The 17,355-nt window shown below is 61.2% G+C and carries 16 protein-coding genes, 1 tRNA gene and 1 pseudogene; 9 read left to right on the forward strand and 9 right to left on the reverse strand.

Annotation, left to right across the window (positions count from 1 at the left end; translation table 11 throughout):
• Nucleotides 1-1,000, reverse strand: a 1,000-nt coding sequence (locus NKH30_RS18185; protein WP_352996466.1) for a DUF4350 domain-containing protein, incomplete at its 3' end; no start/stop codon positions are given.
• Entirely contained in the window at nucleotides 997-1,623 is a 627-nt protein-coding gene (locus tag NKH30_RS18190) for a DUF4129 domain-containing protein (RefSeq protein WP_352996468.1), read from the reverse strand. The genes NKH30_RS18185 and NKH30_RS18190, both read right to left, overlap by 4 nt.
• Before the next feature lie 160 nt (nucleotides 1,624-1,783).
• Here NKH30_RS18190 and NKH30_RS18195 point away from each other — a divergent pair, with 160 nt between their 5' ends.
• Together NKH30_RS18195 and NKH30_RS18200 are read left to right on the forward strand one after the other, a co-directional pair.
• A complete protein-coding gene (locus NKH30_RS18195) occupies nucleotides 1,784-2,539 on the forward strand; it encodes a hypothetical protein (protein ID WP_352996470.1) in 756 nt (251 codons plus the stop codon).
• Between the two features lie 60 nt (nucleotides 2,540-2,599).
• Nucleotides 2,600-3,364 carry a hypothetical protein gene (locus NKH30_RS18200; protein ID WP_352492975.1) on the forward strand — a complete coding sequence of 255 codons (765 nt, stop codon included), beginning with the start codon at nucleotides 2,600-2,602 and terminating at the stop codon, nucleotides 3,362-3,364.
• 64 nt (nucleotides 3,365-3,428) lie between these two features.
• On the opposite strand, the gene NKH30_RS18205 is transcribed toward NKH30_RS18200, so the two are convergent.
• The 4 genes and pseudogenes from NKH30_RS18205 to NKH30_RS18220 form a co-directional block, all read right to left on the reverse strand.
• Nucleotides 3,429-4,205, reverse strand: coding sequence for an N-formylglutamate amidohydrolase (locus tag NKH30_RS18205; protein ID WP_352996472.1), 777 nt, complete (start codon nucleotides 4,203-4,205; stop codon nucleotides 3,429-3,431).
• Nucleotides 4,205-4,894 (reverse strand): type I glutamate--ammonia ligase, encoded by a 690-nt coding sequence (locus NKH30_RS18210; protein WP_352996474.1) that lies wholly within the window; start codon nucleotides 4,892-4,894, stop codon nucleotides 4,205-4,207. The genes NKH30_RS18205 and NKH30_RS18210 overlap by 1 nt, the downstream gene beginning before the upstream one ends.
• Nucleotides 4,858-5,523: pseudogene (locus NKH30_RS18215) on the reverse strand (type I glutamate--ammonia ligase); the annotation flags it as partial. The pseudogene NKH30_RS18215 and the gene NKH30_RS18210, both read right to left, overlap by 37 nt.
• Complete coding sequence (locus NKH30_RS18220; protein WP_352996476.1) at nucleotides 5,520-6,167, reverse strand: cysteine hydrolase family protein; 648 nt, start codon at nucleotides 6,165-6,167, stop codon at nucleotides 5,520-5,522. The pseudogene NKH30_RS18215 and the gene NKH30_RS18220, both read right to left, overlap by 4 nt.
• 149 nt (nucleotides 6,168-6,316) lie before the next feature.
• Between NKH30_RS18220 and NKH30_RS18225 the strand changes: the two genes are divergently transcribed.
• The 5 genes from NKH30_RS18225 (at nucleotide 6,317) to NKH30_RS18245 (ending at nucleotide 11,591) form a co-directional block, all read left to right on the forward strand.
• Nucleotides 6,317-7,039 carry a LuxR family transcriptional regulator gene (locus tag NKH30_RS18225; protein ID WP_352996478.1) on the forward strand — a complete coding sequence of 241 codons (723 nt, stop codon included), beginning with the start codon at nucleotides 6,317-6,319 and terminating at the stop codon, nucleotides 7,037-7,039.
• An 83-nt stretch (nucleotides 7,040-7,122) separates the two neighbouring features.
• Nucleotides 7,123-7,779, forward strand: coding sequence for an acyl-homoserine-lactone synthase (locus NKH30_RS18230; RefSeq protein ID WP_352996480.1), 657 nt, complete (start codon nucleotides 7,123-7,125; stop codon nucleotides 7,777-7,779).
• A gap of 422 nt (nucleotides 7,780-8,201) precedes the next feature.
• Nucleotides 8,202-9,275, forward strand: coding sequence for a hypothetical protein (locus tag NKH30_RS18235; protein ID WP_352996481.1), 1,074 nt, complete (start codon nucleotides 8,202-8,204; stop codon nucleotides 9,273-9,275).
• A gap of 347 nt (nucleotides 9,276-9,622) precedes the next feature.
• Entirely contained in the window at nucleotides 9,623-10,531 is a 909-nt protein-coding gene (locus tag NKH30_RS18240) for a S1 family serine peptidase (RefSeq protein ID WP_352996483.1), read from the forward strand.
• A 628-nt stretch (nucleotides 10,532-11,159) separates the two neighbouring features.
• Entirely contained in the window at nucleotides 11,160-11,591 is a 432-nt protein-coding gene (locus tag NKH30_RS18245; protein WP_352996485.1) for a YybH family protein, read from the forward strand.
• A gap of 269 nt (nucleotides 11,592-11,860) precedes the next feature.
• On the opposite strand, the gene NKH30_RS18250 is transcribed toward NKH30_RS18245, so the two are convergent.
• Nucleotides 11,861-11,934 (reverse strand) — tRNA-Gln (locus NKH30_RS18250).
• A gap of 281 nt (nucleotides 11,935-12,215) precedes the next feature.
• On the reverse strand, nucleotides 12,216-13,148 hold the full coding sequence (locus NKH30_RS18255) for a lysylphosphatidylglycerol synthase domain-containing protein (protein ID WP_352996487.1): 933 nt from the start codon (nucleotides 13,146-13,148) through the stop codon (nucleotides 12,216-12,218).
• 323 nt (nucleotides 13,149-13,471) lie between these two features.
• Between NKH30_RS18255 and NKH30_RS18260 the strand changes: the two genes are divergently transcribed.
• Together NKH30_RS18260 and NKH30_RS18265 are read left to right on the forward strand one after the other, a co-directional pair.
• Nucleotides 13,472-14,854: a Ppx/GppA phosphatase family protein gene (locus NKH30_RS18260; protein ID WP_352996489.1), complete on the forward strand. Its 1,383-nt coding sequence runs from the start codon at nucleotides 13,472-13,474 to the stop codon at nucleotides 14,852-14,854.
• Entirely contained in the window at nucleotides 14,851-15,546 is a 696-nt protein-coding gene (locus tag NKH30_RS18265; RefSeq protein ID WP_352472049.1) for an RlmE family RNA methyltransferase, read from the forward strand. The genes NKH30_RS18260 and NKH30_RS18265 overlap by 4 nt, the downstream gene beginning before the upstream one ends.
• A gap of 180 nt (nucleotides 15,547-15,726) precedes the next feature.
• On the opposite strand, the gene NKH30_RS18270 is transcribed toward NKH30_RS18265, so the two are convergent.
• Complete coding sequence (locus NKH30_RS18270; RefSeq protein ID WP_352501491.1) at nucleotides 15,727-17,148, reverse strand: MFS transporter; 1,422 nt, start codon at nucleotides 17,146-17,148, stop codon at nucleotides 15,727-15,729.
• Between the last annotated feature and the right edge of the window lie 207 nt (nucleotides 17,149-17,355).

Genomic DNA, 17,355 nt, shown 5'->3' on the forward strand with positions numbered 1-17,355 from the left:
CGCGAACCCTCTTCAGGGCCGCTTCCGGGCCCCCCTGTTCGCCCCGCGCGGCGCCCCCCCTATTTACCCCCGCGTTGTTTCCCCCCCGCGCCCGCTGCCGCACGCAATCGGGGGGGTGTTCTAAACGCGGCGGGCCGAACCGGCCAAGGCCATGCAGGAACGCCAGCGCCGCAGCGATCAGGATCGTCAGTGTCAGCGCCAGGAACGGCGGCTCGACCAGAAGCTTGGCGAGGTCATATTTCCGCGCCCCGCCGTGCAGTGTCAGATCGAACATGACCAGACCCTTGCCAGGCCGCAGCCATTGGATCAGGTCGCGCGCCGCGGCCGCCTTGTCGGCATCTCCAAGCGCGGAATTGTTGATTAGGTCGGGGTCGGTCAGGATGAAAAAGGGTTTGTCTTGGAATTCGACGAGGACGGCCTTGCCGCTGCCTGCCGCAATGATCGGGTGATCGTCGGCAACCCATTGCATGTCTTGCGGCGCGGCGACGAGATGGCCCCGGATCTCGAGTTGCTCGACCGTGCTCCTGCCGACACCGAGCTTGGCCTTGGCGATCCGGCCGAGCCAATTGTTGACTACGGTGTCGGGCAAACGCTCGATTTTCATCTTCCATCCCTCATGCTGCTGGAGGGGCAAGGTCTGCCATTTGGGCAGCACGAAGAGAGTCTCGCGGTCATCGCGAAGCTCAAGAATGCGGTCAAGCGCCTCCGGATCGCTGTCGGGCGAGATGGTGACGATCAGCAGTATATCTCTGGCAAGGTCGTCTTCGGTCCGCGCCATCAAGGGCGCTTCGCCGGTGAGCCGCAGCCATTCCGCCAGGCCGGCGTAGCCGACGCCGCTTTTCGACAGCGGCGTGGCGCCGCCATTGCCGGGTTGCCGGAAATCGGGAGCATAGGTGGACAGCAGGAAGAAGCCGGCTGCCGCAAGGAGGCTGGCGAAAATCCCCCAAAACAGTGTCTTTCGATTGAACGGCTCCTGTGCCTCGACCGCCGGTGCACTCACGTCCAGGCATCCCGGAAGGCGAAACGTTCATAGGCGCCGCGCGCCTGCCGCCAGCCTTCCGCGCCGACCGGCCGGCGCGCGAACAGCGCCGCCTCGACAATGCGGGCGATCTCGGTAAACGCATGGCGCGCCCTTCCCGGCAGGGAAGGGGCATTGGCGATGTCGCGCGCGGTGAGCGACGGGCGCAGGAAGTCCGGCAGCCGGCCGGCAATATCGGCGACGCTGCGCCGAAGCAAAAGGTGAACCGCCTCGTCGTAGTCGCCGCGTGCGGCCAGCGCATCCGCTTGCGACAACAGGATCTGCGCGGCGCCGGCGTCGGGGCGCCAGGCTTCTTCGTCTTCGACTTGGGGTCGAGCGCGCTGCCACGGCAGCCGCCAGGCGATGCCTTTCACCTCAAGGAAGACCAGAAGCAGGATGATTGCGATGCCCGATATCACCGCCCCCCAGAACAGATAGATCATGTAGGGACCGAGCCACGACAAAAAATCCTGCAGCGGTTTCAGCCACTCGGGCGGCTTCGGCGACACATAGGCCGGCAGGTCGAACTGGATCGACTCATCGGCGATCAGCTGCTTGTGCAGATTGGTCAGCCGTTCGGCTTCCGCTGTGCCTGGCTGTGCCACCGCCACCCGCTCCCCTGCAACCTGTGGTTCCCAGCCGACACTGACAATGCAGCGGAACAATTGCAAGTGGGCTGGACGGCGACCGTCAATCTTGGCAGATTTACCAGCGGGGCCGCCAGCCACATGCGGCGGCGAGGCAGGGGGACGTATCGTGACATCAGTGACACTGGAACGGCCGAACAAATTTCGCATCGGCAGGGTTTTCAACGACAGCTTCGCTGTCATCAGCCGCAATCCAGTGCTTTGCCTCGGATTGGCAATGCTGTTCTCAGGCTTGCCTACGCTCCTTTACCAGCTTTGGATTTGGAAATGGGCGACCAACGTCGAGGCTGGCGTTCCGGAGTTCTCAGCCCAGCGAATCACTGCCACGATCATTGGCGTGTTGGTTTCCATGACACTGTCGGCAATCCTGCAGGCGGCGCTGGTGCGTGCCGCGATCGAGGATCTGAACGGCAAGCGACCATTGATTGGCGATTGCCTCAGGACGGCAATCTCCCTCCTGCTGCCGGTGATAGGCATCGCGCTACTGGTGAGCCTCGGCGCCGCCGCCGGCGCGATGCTTCTGCTCGTTCCCGGCATCATATTGTGGCTTCGTTGGTCTGTCGCTGTGCCTGTTTTGGTTCAGGAAAGACTGGGGGTCTTCGGCAGCATGAAGCGCAGCCGGGAACTTACCAAAGGAAGCCGCTGGGCTCTGTTCGGATTCTGGATTGTCCTGTTCATAGCTGTGGTGCTGATCCAGGCCGTGCTCAGCCGTGCGATCATGGTCTTTGGCATAACCACCGGCATATTTCTTGGCGCCCTGGTGACAGCGATCGTATCCATTGTGACGTCGGTCGCCCCGGCAGTCAGCTATGTCGAGCTACGCCAGGTCAAGGAAGGCACCAGCGTCGAAGACTTGGCGGAAATCTTCTCGTAGCGGCAAGGGATTTGCTGCCTTCATCGCGTCAGGATCGGTCTGGACTGGATAGGTAATATCGTGGCGTCAATAACGCTGGAACAGCCCGACAAATTTCGCATCGGCAGGGTTTTCAACGACAGCTTTGCCGTCATCGGACGCAATCCCGTTCTTTGCCTAGGGCTTGCCTTGATTTTCTCCGCCCTGCCGAGATTCGTATTTGCGCTCTGGTTCAGGAATACCGTTACGAATGTCGAGCATGGCGGCCCGGAATTCTCGGTTCAACGGGTCGCGCTCACGGTGGTTGGCGCGATCGGCTATATTGTCCTCATGTCCTTGCTGGAGGTGGCTTTGACGCGCGCTGCCATCGAGGATTTGAGCGGCAAGCGGCCGTCGATGCGTGATTGCATCGGGACGGCCGTGGCACTCCTGCTGCCGGCAATCGGCATTTCGCTGATTGTCAACATTGGCTTCACAGTCGGCCTCGTGCTGCTCGTCGTTCCGGGATTTTTGTTGTTGGTTCTCTGGGTTGTAGCGATACCGGTTCTGATTCAGGAAAAACTGGGGGTATTCGCGAGTTTGGGCCGCAGCCGCGATCTTTCCAAGGGCAGCCGTTGGTCTCTGCTCAGTCTCTGGTTCCCCCTGTTCGTAGCTTTGGTCGCAACAAATTTCACGTTGGGCCGCGTCCTATCCCACTTAGGCATTCCGCTCGTGTTCTTCCTGGACGCTCTGGCGCGCGCGGTCGAGCAAGTCGTGTTTTCCACTGCCATCGCCGTCAGCTATGTCGAGCTGCGCCAGGTCAAGGAAGGCACGAGCGTCGAAGACTTGGCGGAAATCTTCTCCTGAGGACGGGTGGAGGCTTTTCATCGACGGCTCGGCTCTCGCGTTGCCCTCGGGCAGCCGAGCTTGTTCACAAACCCTGTGTCTGCGCCGGTAACGCTGCGGCCAGCCGCTTCGCCCATTCTTCGATGCCGGAGCGGCCCGCCAGCAGGTCCTGCCTGATCTCGATGAGGACGGCCTGAATGCCGCGATCGTCGCCATGGACCGGTATGGCGTAGTCGCCGTCGCGGCTGATCGCATAAGGCTCGTTTGCCGCGGCGTTGAGCGCACCGTCGGCGCGCAGGCCGGCAAGCACTGCCTGGCCGAAATCGACTGCCCGGTCGTAAAGCACGCCGGCGTGCCAGGGCCGCGCAATGCCGAGGAAGACCGGCGTGAAGGAGTGGACCGTCGCGATCCGCGTCGGTCTGCCCTGCTTCGCCCGGTCGTGGAGATGGGCGGCCACGCGGTCATGAAACGGCGCGAACATGATTTCGGCACGCCGGCTTCGCTCCTCCGGATCGAGGCCGACATTGCCGGGGATGCCGGTGTCCTCCGATAGCGCCGGAATGCTGCCGCTGGAACCAAGCGGCCGGTTGAGATCGATCAACAGCCGCGAATAGGAGCTGAGGAAAGCCGGAGCATCGAGCAGTTTCGACAGAGCGCGGGTCACTTCGGCGGCGCCGATATCCCAGGCGATATGGCGCTGCAAATGGCGGCTGTCGAGACCGAGCCGCGCATACTCGGCCGGAATATGATTGGACGCGTGCTCGCATATCAGAACGATATCGGAACGCCCCGTTTCGTTGATTGCGTCGACCGCGGGCGGCCAACCTTCCGGTAGGATGGCGTTGGCAAGCGGCTCAGCCATCAATACAGCGTCCGGTAGAGATCGCAGACCGCCACTGGGTCGAGACCGGCGAGGCGCTCGGTCTCATGCCGCTTGAGGCCGACAAAGGTCTCGACGAACACCGGCGCGAACCATCCGGTGACGGTCTTGTCGGCAACGAGCGCGTCGAGTGCCGCAGGCAGCGTTTCCGGCAGCCGCACGAGGCCAAGCTTCTTGCGCTCGGAACCGCTCATCAGCGTCGGGTCGCCCGAGACAAGCGGCGGCGCCGGCAGCTTGGCCTTCAGCCCCTCCAGCCCGGCGCGCACGATCGCTGCCAGCGACAAATAGGGATTGCCGGTGGCGTCGGCTGCCCGGTATTCGATATTGTACTGCCGCGCCGGATCGCGCCCGCCGATCGTCACCGTCGGGCAGATGCGCAGGCTCGCCTCGCGGTCGCGATCGGCAAGCCAGGTGTAGGACGAGCTCCAGCTATGCGGCTTCAGCCGGTAGTAGGACGACACACTCGCTGCCGTCATGGCGGTGATCGCGGGCAGGTGGCGCAGCACACCGGCACAGAACGAAGCGGCCTGGCTGGAAAGGCCGCCCGGCTGGGCCGGGTCGTAGGTCGCCGGTTGCCGGCGTCTTCGACGAAACTGAAATGGATGTGGACGCCGTTGCCGACGGCATCGGGAGCGGTTTTGGGCGCGAAGCTCGCCCGCCAGCCGGCACATCGCGCGACTTCGCGCGTGATCTCGCGGATGGCGACGGCGCGATCGGCCGCGGCAAGCGCATCGGCCGGCTCGCACGTCACCTCGAACTGGTCGGTGCCGAATTCGGCGATCACCACTTCGGGCGCGACGCCGGCTTCCGCTAGCGCCGCCATCAGATTGGCGGCAAACGGGTCGGCGCGGCGCAGTGCGGCCAACGACATCGAATGAGCCGGCCCGAAGTCGCCCTCGATATGGAATTCATGCTCGAAGGCGGCGATGACGGAAAGCCCGGCCGCTGTCTTCAACTCCGCCAGCGCATCCTTGAGCATGGTCCGCGTACAGCCGACCCACGGGCTGCCGTCGAGTTCGACGATGTTGCCGGCGACCATGTCGAAAGGCGTCGCCGATCCGGTCAGCGCCGTGCGAAACCGCGCGTTGAGATCGGGAACGAGCCGCACATCGCCTGACGAGCCCCACGGATTGGGATCGACGATCGAGTTGAACGGCGTCAGCGACAGGTTGGCCTGCAGCCAGCCGACGCCGGTCGCGGCGATCTTCTGCAGCTTGCTTTCGACGACCGAGCGGCCGCGCGTGATCGCCGACAGATCGGTGGTGACGACGGCAACCAGCGGTTCGACGGTCGATGTCATGCAGCTTTTCCCAAGGCTTCGAAACGGCCCGTAACGGTGGCGGTATCAGCGACCCAGCAATAGCCACCGAAGGCTTTTAGCGCGCCGTCATGACGCTCCTGCGAGGCGGCGGCGCAAGCGTCCGATACGCAGGTGACGAGATAGCCGCGATCGGCGGCATCGCGCACCGCCATGTCGACGCACTGGTCGGTCATGATGCCGGCGACGATCAGATAACGCACGCCGAGGTTTTTCAAGACATAGTCGATGTTGGTCGAGTTGAAGACGCCCGACGAGGTCTTCGGCAGCATGATCTCGTCGCCGACCGGCGCCAGCGACGGCACCGGCAGCCCCTCCGGCCGGCTCGGCGCGATATGGATCGGCGTCAGCTTGTGGTCGAGCGAGCGGTCGCGGCCGTCCTCGGTCAGGCTCTGGATGATGGTATGGACCACCTCGACGCCGTTGGCCCGCGCCGCCGCCAGAAGGCGCTCCTGGTTGGGGATCGTTTGCGACGCCGTCTGCCGGTAGAAATAGTGGTCGGGACCGCGCTCCGGATGCGCCGGATCAGCACCCGGCTCCAGCCAGACGCGCTGCATGTCGACCAGCAGCAGCGCGGTTTCGCCGGCCCGGAACGGCTCGTTTCGTTTCGGCAATGATGGCGTCATGCTTGGGTCCTGCTTCGCTGATCACGTCTGGCTGATTTAGCTGATTTTGGTCCGCGCGTCCTGCGTGGTGGACGCACTTATTGGGATATTCGAAGTCACTAATTTAAGATAAGCTTTGTTTTCGGGCGTGGAGACGGGGGGTCTCTGTCATGATCGATTCAGACGTGTTCGACTTTGTCGAACGCTGCAGGAAGCACACAGCCACCGGGCCGCTGCTGAGCGACCTGCTCGAGACCGTGAGGAATCTCGGCTTCGAGCACCTTATCCTGAGCGGCGTGCCGCTCGGTGGCCAGAAGCTTGCCCCGATGGTTGAACTGAATGGCTGGCCGGCCGGCTGGTTCGAACGCTATGTCGAGGCCGAGCATGCCGCGGCTGATGGTGTTTGCATTTACTCGGCAAAGACCCTGAAGCCGTTCCTGTGGTCCGAAGTCCCGGCAAAGTGGTCGGATACGGAAGGCTCACGACGCGTTGCCGGTGAGGCAACGGAGTTCGGCATCTGTAGCGGCTTCGCCGTACCGATGCTCAGCGTTCACCATTGGCAATCCGTGCTGTCGTTTGCCTCTTCCGCGAAGGCCTGCACCCTGTCGCCGCGCCATCAGGTGCAACTGGTGACCATGGCGGTATACGCGGGCATGTCGATCCAGGCCTTGGCGAATGACGATGACGACCACGAGGGCGTGCTGACCGACCGCGAAAAAGAAGTGCTCTTGTGGGCCGCGGCCGGCAAGACCTCATCGGAAACCTCGCAGATCCTTGGCCTGACCGAGCGCACGGTCAAATGGCACTCGACACGAGCCAGGGAAGCTTTCGGCGTCGCCACGACCACGCAAGCGGTCGTCGAAGCGGTGCGCCGGCGCCTGATCCACCCCTAAACGCGTCAACTGTCCCATCGGACAGGTGACGTATATTAGCGCGACTGCGAGTATCCCTGCGAGAACGATCGGGGGATCGCGCCATGATAACGGCCCACGTAGTCAATGCGCATAACAAGCATCTCTATGAAAACGAATTCGACGAGTTTCTGCGCCGCCGGCACGATTTCTTCGTGCATCAAAAACGCTGGCGCCCTCCGAGCCCGGATGGTCGCGAACTGGATCAATTCGATACAGACGCGGCGACATACCTGCTGGGCATTGAAGACGATCGCGTAGTGACTTCGGCTCGATTGATCCCAACGAGCGAGCCGCACATGGTCTCGGAGGTCTTTTCTCACATGTGCGAAAAATCGGGCGTCCCCAGGCGTCCCGATTGGGCCGAATGGACGCGCACATTCGTCGTTCCCGACAAACGAACTGCCGGACTGAGGGGAACACTGACGCAGCTGTGCTGCGCGGTGATGGAATACGCTCTCGACGAAGGCCTCAACGCTGTCGGCGGCATCCAGGAAACCTACTTCATGCCGCACCATGGCGCGCTCAAATGGCGGGCCGAGCCGATGGGCATGGCCAGGGAAGAAAACGGCGAATGGTACATCGTCGCGTATATCGCCGTGAATGAGGCGGCGCTGGCGAGTGTGCGGAGAATACTTGGGATTGAGCATTCGTTGCTGGTTCGGCGTGGCGCGCAGCTGCCTTTCATTGACAATGCTCAGAAACTTGGCAACGCAGCCTAGATCGACCAACTGGCATGTTAGCACGAAAGTGGGTCTTCGATTGGTGGAGTGGAGTGGCTGCGCTACAAAGCCTGCCGGTCGCCTCGCCGGATCTTTCATGCCGATTGGCTTCCTAGCTGGGATCGTGCGCGGCTACGTTTCTTACTTGGAAACACAACTAGTTCTTGCATCCATATTGATGCTCATATAAGAAGAAAGATGCATAATCGAAACCAGGGAGGTTGAAATGGCAGTAAAGGTGAAGGAGATTGTCATAAGGTACGAAGAAACGGATGGTGGCGCAAAGCCGTTGGGAGCGAATAATCTTGAGGATTTTCGCCCACTTAGGCTCGACGTCCATCATCATATGGCACCGCCGCCCCCGCCGGAGGACGGAAAAAAACCGGCACGTTAGGATCTAGATCGTATTAACGGAGGCGGACTTGGTTAGAAGCTATGGACCTCTATTTGAAGGTGAGTTGTTCAACGCCAAGTCGGTCGCAGCAGCGGCTGTGAACAAGTATGGGCAGGGGCTTATCGTTCTAGAAGATCACCTTGAAAATGTAGATCCATGCCTATCAGCTGACATACGTCTTCTGCGGCAACTCTTAACAGAGTCGCCTCCAGCCCTTAGGTTTGAACTCTTGAGTGGCCCGCATTTGCGATCGGCCATAGATGCGGCATTTATTGATGCCCATGCAGACTTAAAAGGAGTGGGTTACAAGGCGATTTCGACTGCTTGCAAACTTCTCTCGTCCCACCTGGAGCGAGCGCCCTCCGCTCCGCAAGGGTTGGGCTTGAACATTGTGCAAGTTGAAGGCGATTGCGACTTGGAGTCCCAAGCCATCGAACGTCTCTTCGATCGGTTTATGTCCCGCAATGTCGCCAAGGTTAAGGCGGCGATCGTGGAACCGGCCGATGGATTTGTTCAACTAGCGGACGCGGCCGCCGACCTGCTAATTTCGGTGGATAGGGGGTTGTATGAGCAAGTCGTCTACAATGGGAGGTACGTGGGGTTTATAGACTACGCCGAAAATAGCATAAGAAGTGGGTACCGCGAAATTGCGCAAAGTGTATCTTCCCATCTAGTGCCGTCAACTTTCTTTGTTTCGTATCACAGCGCGAAGGATACCGAAACTCTGGCAGAAGCTTTTTTGCACGAGTCTTTGCATAAGAAATTGTCGAACACGTTGTACGTGAACAATTTCTTGATTGACGGAGAATATAGCGGGAAATTCAACTCCTATTGGAACAGAGATTCCCGTTGGAATTCAAATCAGTGGGAATGTGATCGCGCGGTCTACGCGTTCCATTTCTATGCACATTTTAGCAACTTCTATCACGATGAGAAATTTAAGGACGCATTTAAGATAAACGGGAGGGCCAAGGAGACCGTTGCCGAAGAGCGCGGTAGGGCCCTATTCGAATGGATGTCCCAGACGTGGACTTTTTATCTGACCCAACAGGGCTGGGAATTTTTCTCAGAGTTGTCTAGGCGCGCGGGGTATCTCCAATGAGCAGGATTGTGGAGCTTGTTCTTTCAGTGGAGCTAATAGAGCCAGCAGATGCCATTCTTGCTAATGAGCGCTTCGGCCCCACCCAGCTTGAGATTACCCCCATTTACACTCCTGAGGGAGGTATAGATTTTCGGGTGAGGTTTGAGCCAGATAACTTGCAGCGGCGAAATCAGCCACTAAGGCGCACGGTGCGCCCCATTTTTCCCGAGGCCTAAGCAATGGATATCCGGGATCGGTTGCGAGACGCCGTTAGACAAATCACAGCCGAGGAGCACAAAATACTCGCTGCTGGGGAGCAGCCCGAGGACTTGAGTCCGTCGGATCGTGAAATTCTAAGGCGGGCCTTCATGACCAAGAATGTGGTCGGCTTAAGTGTCGCACCAAAGGTTGTGGATGGATTGGAGCAAGCGGACAAGGTTAGCTTGAGAGTTTATGTTCAAAAGAAGCTAGCGGCTAACGTGGCCGAATGTCCTATTCCAAGCACTATAAGGTTCGGCACAGGGGAAACCGTCCAAACGGACGTCGTGGAGGTCGGTACGGTTGTGCCGCACACTTCCAGCGCGCAGCGCGAACGGAAAAGACCTCTGGTACCTGGACTAAGCATAGGTCATCCCGAAATAACGGCGGGCACGTTGGGCTGCATTGTCAGGCGAAGTACTGAGCCAGACGGCGCTTTCGTGCTTTCAAACTACCATGTCCTGGGTGATGATGGTGCTGCTTTTCCGGGCGACGCGGTAATCCAGCCTGGGAGTGCCGATAAGGGCGTCGTGCCCGGGGACATCGTTGCCACGTTGGAGTTCACCGTTCCATTCCATTTTGACGGCACACCGTGCCGGGTCGATGCTGCTCTCGCTCGAATAGAGGATGGTGAGAAATGGCAAAACGATTGGCGTTGCTTCGGCAACACAATTGACGTTTTGTGCCTCACGAGGTTGCCCCAAAAGTCGGAAACCGTGTACAAGATCGGGCGTACATCTGGGCTGACGACAGGAACAGTTATCGATCCAAACGTTGAAGCCTTCAAGATAGACCATAAGGAGCCGGGTGGAGACAAGCTGAAGCCAGTAGTCTTCGTAGACCAGGTTCTCTGTTCGAAGTATGCTGACGGCGGAGACAGCGGCTCTATAGTATTCACGAGCGATGGATTTATGGTCGGACTACACATGGCTGGAAGCGAAGAGGTATCTGTATTCAACAAAATTATGAACGTTGTGCAGGAGTTGCATATAGAGTTTATAAAGTCAGAAATTAGTTAAATACTTGGCGAGATGCTCTGACAGGGTGACTGTTAAGGATGCGATGAACCTGGCATCCTTGAGTAGCCTCGTTTACAGAATCCGAAAAATCTCTAGCCAAGCTCGCCGACCGCTCGTTCCTGAACCTCTGGTCGTACCCGAATCCGTATCGCTCACAGAAGCTCGGAGGCTGGGCGATGGAAAGGAAGCCTGCGATCTCCTGGTCGTCTGCGATCCGCATGTCCTGGTCTTCTCGGAGAAAGACATCTGGTGACAGTGCACTATTTTCTTTTCGCCGCCTGCCTCGTTTTCCGGGTTTCACGGCTTTGCCGATTTGCCCGGCGATGCTCAGCCCACGGGTGCATCGAAAACCACGACATCGGCGACGCGGCAATACTCGATGAGCAGTTCTTGCGGAACTTATAGTCTTCGGACGTGAAAACACTTTGGCTCGCCCGTACGGTGCCGGGGATGCGGCAGACCGGGAACGCCGGCAAGGTGCACCATGCGGCGGCGGCAACATGGTAAAAAGTGCACTCACCGTGATTCTGATCTATACTCCGGACACCAGCCCGAACGCCTGTGGCAAGGCGAAGGGCGGATGAAGCGCCTGATAGAGTTCTCTTTTTAGTCACGGGGCGATGTTAAGATGTTAGCCTCCGACCTGACGAAATTTATCGAGCAGGATCATCTGGCCCTGGATGCCTTCGTAAAGGGCGATCCTGAGCCCTTGAAAAACCTCTACTCGCGACAGGACGACGTCATTATTGCCAATCCCTTTGGCCCGCCGGCCAAGGGATGGAGAAAGGCCGCTGAGACCATGGACCGGGCCGCCACCAATTACCGGCACGGCAAGGCCATCGGCTTTGAGCGCATCTCGGAGTATGCGACAGCCGATTTGGGATACATCGTCGAGGTCGAGCGGTTCCAATCCAAGGTCGGTGGTGGCAACAAACTGGTGCCGATTGCGCTTCGCGTCACCACCATATTCCGGCGCGAGGAAGGCACGTGGAGGATCGTCCTTCGTCATGCCGATCCGATAACCTCGGCACGCCCGCCGACGTCCATTGTCGGGGAGTAGAAGGTTGCCGGAGAGGTTTTAGGAATTACGGTGACTGTGCACTAATTTCCTTTCGCCGCCTGCCTCGTTTTCCGGGTTTCGCGGCTTTGCCGATTTGCACGGCGATGCTCTCGGCCCACGGGTGCATCGAAAACCGCGACGTCGGCGACGCGACAATACTGGAGAGGGCGACACGGGAAAAGTGCACTGTCACCGTAATTCGACCACCGTAATTCGACGGAAGTTATTCCTGGAGGAGCGGGTTCGGTAGCTAAGTAATTGAAATTGCTTGGCTGGGGAACCTGGATTCGAACCAGGACTAACGGAGTCAGAGTCCGTGGGTCTACCGTTAACCTATTCCCCAGCAGGCGCGGCCGTTGAAAACCACACGGGCAGGGCGACAATGTCGCCGCGCGTGCCTTGTAGCCGCCGCCGGAAAATAGTCAACCCTGCCGTAGGCATTTCAATCGGCGCGGTTGCTTCAGATTTGCCCTATCGTCACTCCTGCCGGCGTTTGCGCTGCCCCTCACCCTCTCTCCGTTCTTCACGGGGAGAAGGGTCCCGGCAGGGGGTTGAGGGGCGGCGCCGACATTGAGGATTGATCTTCTCACGGTCGTCATCAGGCCTGACGCGATTGCCCAAGCTTCAACTCTCGCTGCGGCTGTATTGCGAGTGCTCGAAAAACAGCACCACGCCGAGCGCGATCAGCAGCGGGATGATCAGGTAGAACAGCCGGAACACCAGCAGCGCCGCCAGCACGCCGACCTGGTCCATGTGCGACAAGCCGGCAAGGAACACCACCTCGAAGACGCCGAGCCCGCCCGGCGCATGCGAGATCTGCGCGATCGAGAACGACACCAGGAAAACGCCGAGCACGATGAAATAGCCCGGATTGCCGGTGGCGGGCAGGGCGAAGAAGATGATCGCCGCCGCCGCCAGCAGCTCGATCGGGCCGACCAGCAATTGCCGCGCCACGATCGGCAGCGCCGGATAGTGAAGCTGAAAGCTGCCGATCCTGAGTGGTCTCAGATGCAGCCAGCTGCCGAATATGTAGGCCGCCACCACGAGCAGCATGGCGAACCCTCCCGCCTGCGCCAGCCGGTGATGCGGCGTGCCGGAAAACCGGTCGATCACCTCGGGCTCGAGCAGCAGGACGATGCTTGAGACGAACAGCGTCGACAGCACGAAGGTGATCCAGCAGATCGCCACCAGAATGCCGACGTCCTGCCCGGTAAGGCCCCTGGTGCCGTAGGCGCGGTAGCGGATCACCGCACCGGAAAACACCGAGCCGCCGATATTGTGCGACAGCGCGTAGGTGGTGAACGAGCAGAAGGTGACGAACAGCCACGATACTTTCTTGCCGATGTGCAGCAACGCGATGTGGTCGTAGCCGGCGAGCGAGGCATAGGCGATGACCGAGCTCAGCGCCGCCAGCACCCAGCCGCGCGCCGGGATGGCGATTATGCCGGCCCAGACATCATCGAGCGAGATGCCGCGCAATTCGTGCAGCAGCAGCCACAGCGAGAACACCACCGCCGCGATGCCGATCACGGGCCAGAAATAACGCCTCCAGTTCATGGCCTGACGATCATGCGTTGCAGCCCGTACCCGTTTTCGCAGCAGGCAAACCGCCCGCGTTGCCGGATGATTTACCCTCCATTTCAGAAATGCCTCATTGAAGCCGGCTATTCAACCGGGAAGGCGCGTTGTGGCGCTCGCGCCTTCCCTTCTCCCAAGGGGACAAGGGCTCACCGACGTCGCCGCCTTCACGCCGCCGGCAAAATTCGCCGCGAGCGCTCTTGGTGATCCGGCCCGGCGCTGATAGTCTGGCGGCAACTTGAACATGTAAAAGCGCCTGCTGCGTCCGGTCTCCGGTTCGCGCGGCGCCGGAAGGAACGACAGTGGAAGACCACGAAGCCGGCGCTGGCGCGCCGGAAGTGGGCGTGTCCAGGGGTTCGCCGACGCCGTCCGGCCAGGCAAGCCCATCCACCGGACGCTACGGCCGTCAGGTGCAACCCTGGTCCGGCAATGGACAGGCTGGCGACACGTCCCACGATCACAAGGGTCAGAACGGCCCGCATCAGAACGGCAAACCCAAGAAACGGCGCAAGCGTCGGCGTGGGCGCAAGGTTTTCGCACGCGACGAGACTCGTCCGCTGGCGGCCGGCGCTTCGGTGCCCGCCGCCAACGAGGCCCCGGCCGCGCGCCCGCCCCAGCCAGCGGCTTACGCGCCTCCGCCCTCAGCTCCGCCAAGGCCGGGGCAAGGTGCCCGCACACCGCCGCCGCTGCAGGAATTGCCGGTGTTTGCCGCGCTCGATCTCGGCACCAACAATTGCCGGCTGCTGGTCGCGGTGCCGACGCGCCATGGCCAGTTCCGCGTCATCGATGCCTTCTCGCGCATCGTCAGGCTGGGCGAGGGCCTTACCGCCAATGGCCGGCTCGGCGACGCCGCAATGGACCGCGCGGTCGAGGCGCTGAAGATCTGCGGTGACAAATTGCGCAACCGCAAGGTCAGGAAAGCCAGGCTGATCGCCACCGAGGCCTGCCGAACCGCCGCCAATGGCGTCGAGTTCCTCGAGCGCGTCGAGCGCGAGGCCGGCCTGAAGCTCGAGATCATCGACCGCCAGACCGAGGCGCGGCTGGCGGTGTCGGGCTGCGGTTCGCTGGTCGAGCGCGACACGCAAGGCGTCGTGCTGTTCGACATCGGCGGCGGCTCGTCCGAAATCGCGCTGATCGACCTCACCGGTCAGCGCTCGCCAAGGCTTGCCAACCATATCGTCTCGTGGACGTCGCTGCCGGTCGGCGTCGTCTCGCTGGCCGAGCGTTTTGGCGGCCGCACGGTGACACGCGAGATCTTTGGCGCCATGGTCGAGGATGTCGCAATGCGGCTGCGCGCCTTCGACGGGCGTGATCGGCTGAGCCACCTCCTGGCCAGCCCGAAATTCCATTTGCTCGGCACATCGGGCACGGTGACGACGCTGGCCGGCGTCCATCTCGATCTCGAACGCTATGACCGCCGCCGCGTCGACGGGCTGTGGATGGATCGCGACAGCGTCGACCGCATGGTCGAAAAACTGGTCGGCTGGGATTTCCAGCAACGCGTCGCCAACCCTTGCATCGGCGCCGACCGCGCCGACCTGGTTCTGGCCGGCTGCGCCATATTGGAGGCGATCCGCGCCGTCTGGCCGTCGGAGCGGCTGCGTGTCGCCGACCGCGGCCTGCGCGAGGGCATATTGAGCGAGTTGATGGCCGATGACGGCGTCTGGCGGCGAGGCCGGCAATGACCAAGAAACCGGAAAGACCGAGCTCCGCCGGCATTCGCGTGCTGAAGACGAAGATCAAGAAGAAAAGCGGCCTGAAGGAATCGTCGCGCCGCTGGCTGCAGCGCCACATCAACGATCCCTATGTCCAGCGCTCGAAGGCCGACGGCTATCGTTCGCGCGCCGCCTACAAGCTGATCGAGATCGACGACAAGCACCATTTGCTCAAGCCTGGCATGAAGGTGATAGACCTTGGTGCGGCGCCCGGCGGCTGGTGCCAGGTCGCCGCCGCGCGTACCAAGTCGACCGCGGAACACCCGAACGTCGTCGGCATCGACTATCTCGAGATGGACGCCGTGCCGGGCGCGCCGGTGCTGCTGATGGATTTCCTCGATCCGCAGGCGCCGGAGAGGCTGGCCGAGACGCTGGGCGGCCAGCCCGACATCGTGCTCTCCGACATGGCCGCACCGACCACCGGCCACAAGCGGACCGACCACATCCGCACCATGCATCTTTGCGAGGTGGCGGCCGATTTCGCGCTGTCGGTATTGAAGCCTGGCGGGCATTTCCTGGCCAAGACGTTTCAGGGCGGCGCCGAGAACGAATTGCTGGCGAGACTCAAGCGGAATTTCCGCTCGGTCCATCACGTCAAGCCGCCGGCCTCACGCGACGAATCGGTGGAGCTTTATTTGCTGGCGAAGGATTTTAAGGGGTAGCGCCCTTTCCTTCTCCCCTTGTGGGAGAAGGTGGCCTCGCGAAGCGAGGTCGGATGAGGGGTGTTCCAGCTTGGCAACACGCTTGCAGTTATCATCGCCTCATTTCTTCCAACACCCTCAACCGTCTCGGCGCTGCGCGCCGATCCACCTTCTCCCACAAGGGGAGAAGGGAAGGGGTTCTCAACTTCCCGGCGGGCTCACCGGCTCCAGTGTCTTCGGCGGCGTCAACCGGCCATGTCCAGACACGGCATTGCCGGCGTCCGGCGCCAGCCGCATGAACGACAGCGAGGCTGCCGCCGACACCGCCGCTACGATGAAGAAGGCGGTGTGGAAGTCGCTCAGCGTCAGCGGGCCGCCATGGATCTTGGTCGACACTTCGAGGATGCCGCCGGCCAGCGCCACGCCGAGCGCGATCGCCAACTGCTGGAACACGGCCGTGATCGGCGTCGCCTTGCTGGTGTCGGCGGCCGAAATCTCGGCGTAGGCAAGCGCATTGATGCCGGTGAAGAACATCGAGCGGATGAAGCCCCCGGCGAGGAGCATGGCGAGGATCAGCCCGTAGGGCGTGTCGGGTGTGAACAGGCCGTTGATGGCGATGGACGCGGCAGCGATGAGCGAGCCTGAAATCAGCACCCGGCGGAAGCCGGCGACCCTGAAGATCAGCGCAGTGACGAATTTCATGCCTATGGCGCCGATTGCCGAGACGAAGGTGATCATGCCGGACTGGAACGGCGTCAGCCCGAAACCGATCTGGAACATCAGCGGCAACAGGAAAGGTACGGCACCAATGCCGATGCGGAACAGTCCGCCGCCGAGCACCGAGGAGCGGAACACCCGATTGCGAAACAGCTCGAGCGCCAGCAGCGGGTTCTTGGCGCGGCGCGCGTGCAGCAGGTAAAGCACCGCCGATGCCAGCCCGACGGCAACGGTGATAAAGCCGGCGACTGGCGGCAGAGCCGGCAGGCTGACCACCGACAGGCCGAACACGATGCCCGATGCCGCCAGCCCGCTCAGCACGAAACCGATGAGATCGAGCGGCGGCGTCTGCGCGGCGTCGGTCTTCGGCAGGAAACGCGTGGCCAGCCAGATGCCGATCAGCCCGATCGGCACATTGATCAGAAAAATCCAGTGCCAGGAAAAATAGGTGGTGATGAAGCCGCCGACCGGCGGGCCGACCAGGGGGCCGACCAGAGCCGGGACAGTCAGCCACGACATGGCGGCGACGAGCTCGCTTTTCGGCGTCGCGCGTACCAGCACCAGGCGTCCGACCGGCGTCATCATGGCGCCGCCAATACCTTGCAGGAAACGTGACACCACGAAAGCCGGCAGCGAATTGGAAATGGCGCACGCGACCGAACCGACGATGAACACGGCGATCGCGGCGCGGAAGACATTCTTGGCGCCGAAGCGGTCGGCCATCCAGCCGCTGATCGGAATGAAGATCGCCAGCGATACCAGATAGGCGGTCAGCGCCAGCTTGAGCGCGATCGGGCTGGTGTGGATGTCGATGGCGATCGCCGGCAACGATGTTGCAATGACGGTCGAATCCATGTTTTCCATGAATAGAGCGACCGCCAGGATAAGCGGAATGGTGCGGTTCACGATGGATCCGGCCTTGAAATGTGCGTCGCGATTGCTTGCCGGCCCTGGGGCCAAACCGACAGGTAGGGCGGTTATCATGGCTTGGCCCGGATGTCGCATTAATTTGCTGTCACGTTTGTGAGACCGCAAGTCCCGCAGCCCCTGGGGCAAAATGCAGCTTCGCCACTACACAACCATCGGCTTTTCAACGGCCACGGGACGTGTTAC

This window comes from Mesorhizobium sp. M1273 (assembly GCF_040318195.1).
Taxonomy (GTDB): domain Bacteria; phylum Pseudomonadota; class Alphaproteobacteria; order Rhizobiales; family Rhizobiaceae; genus Mesorhizobium.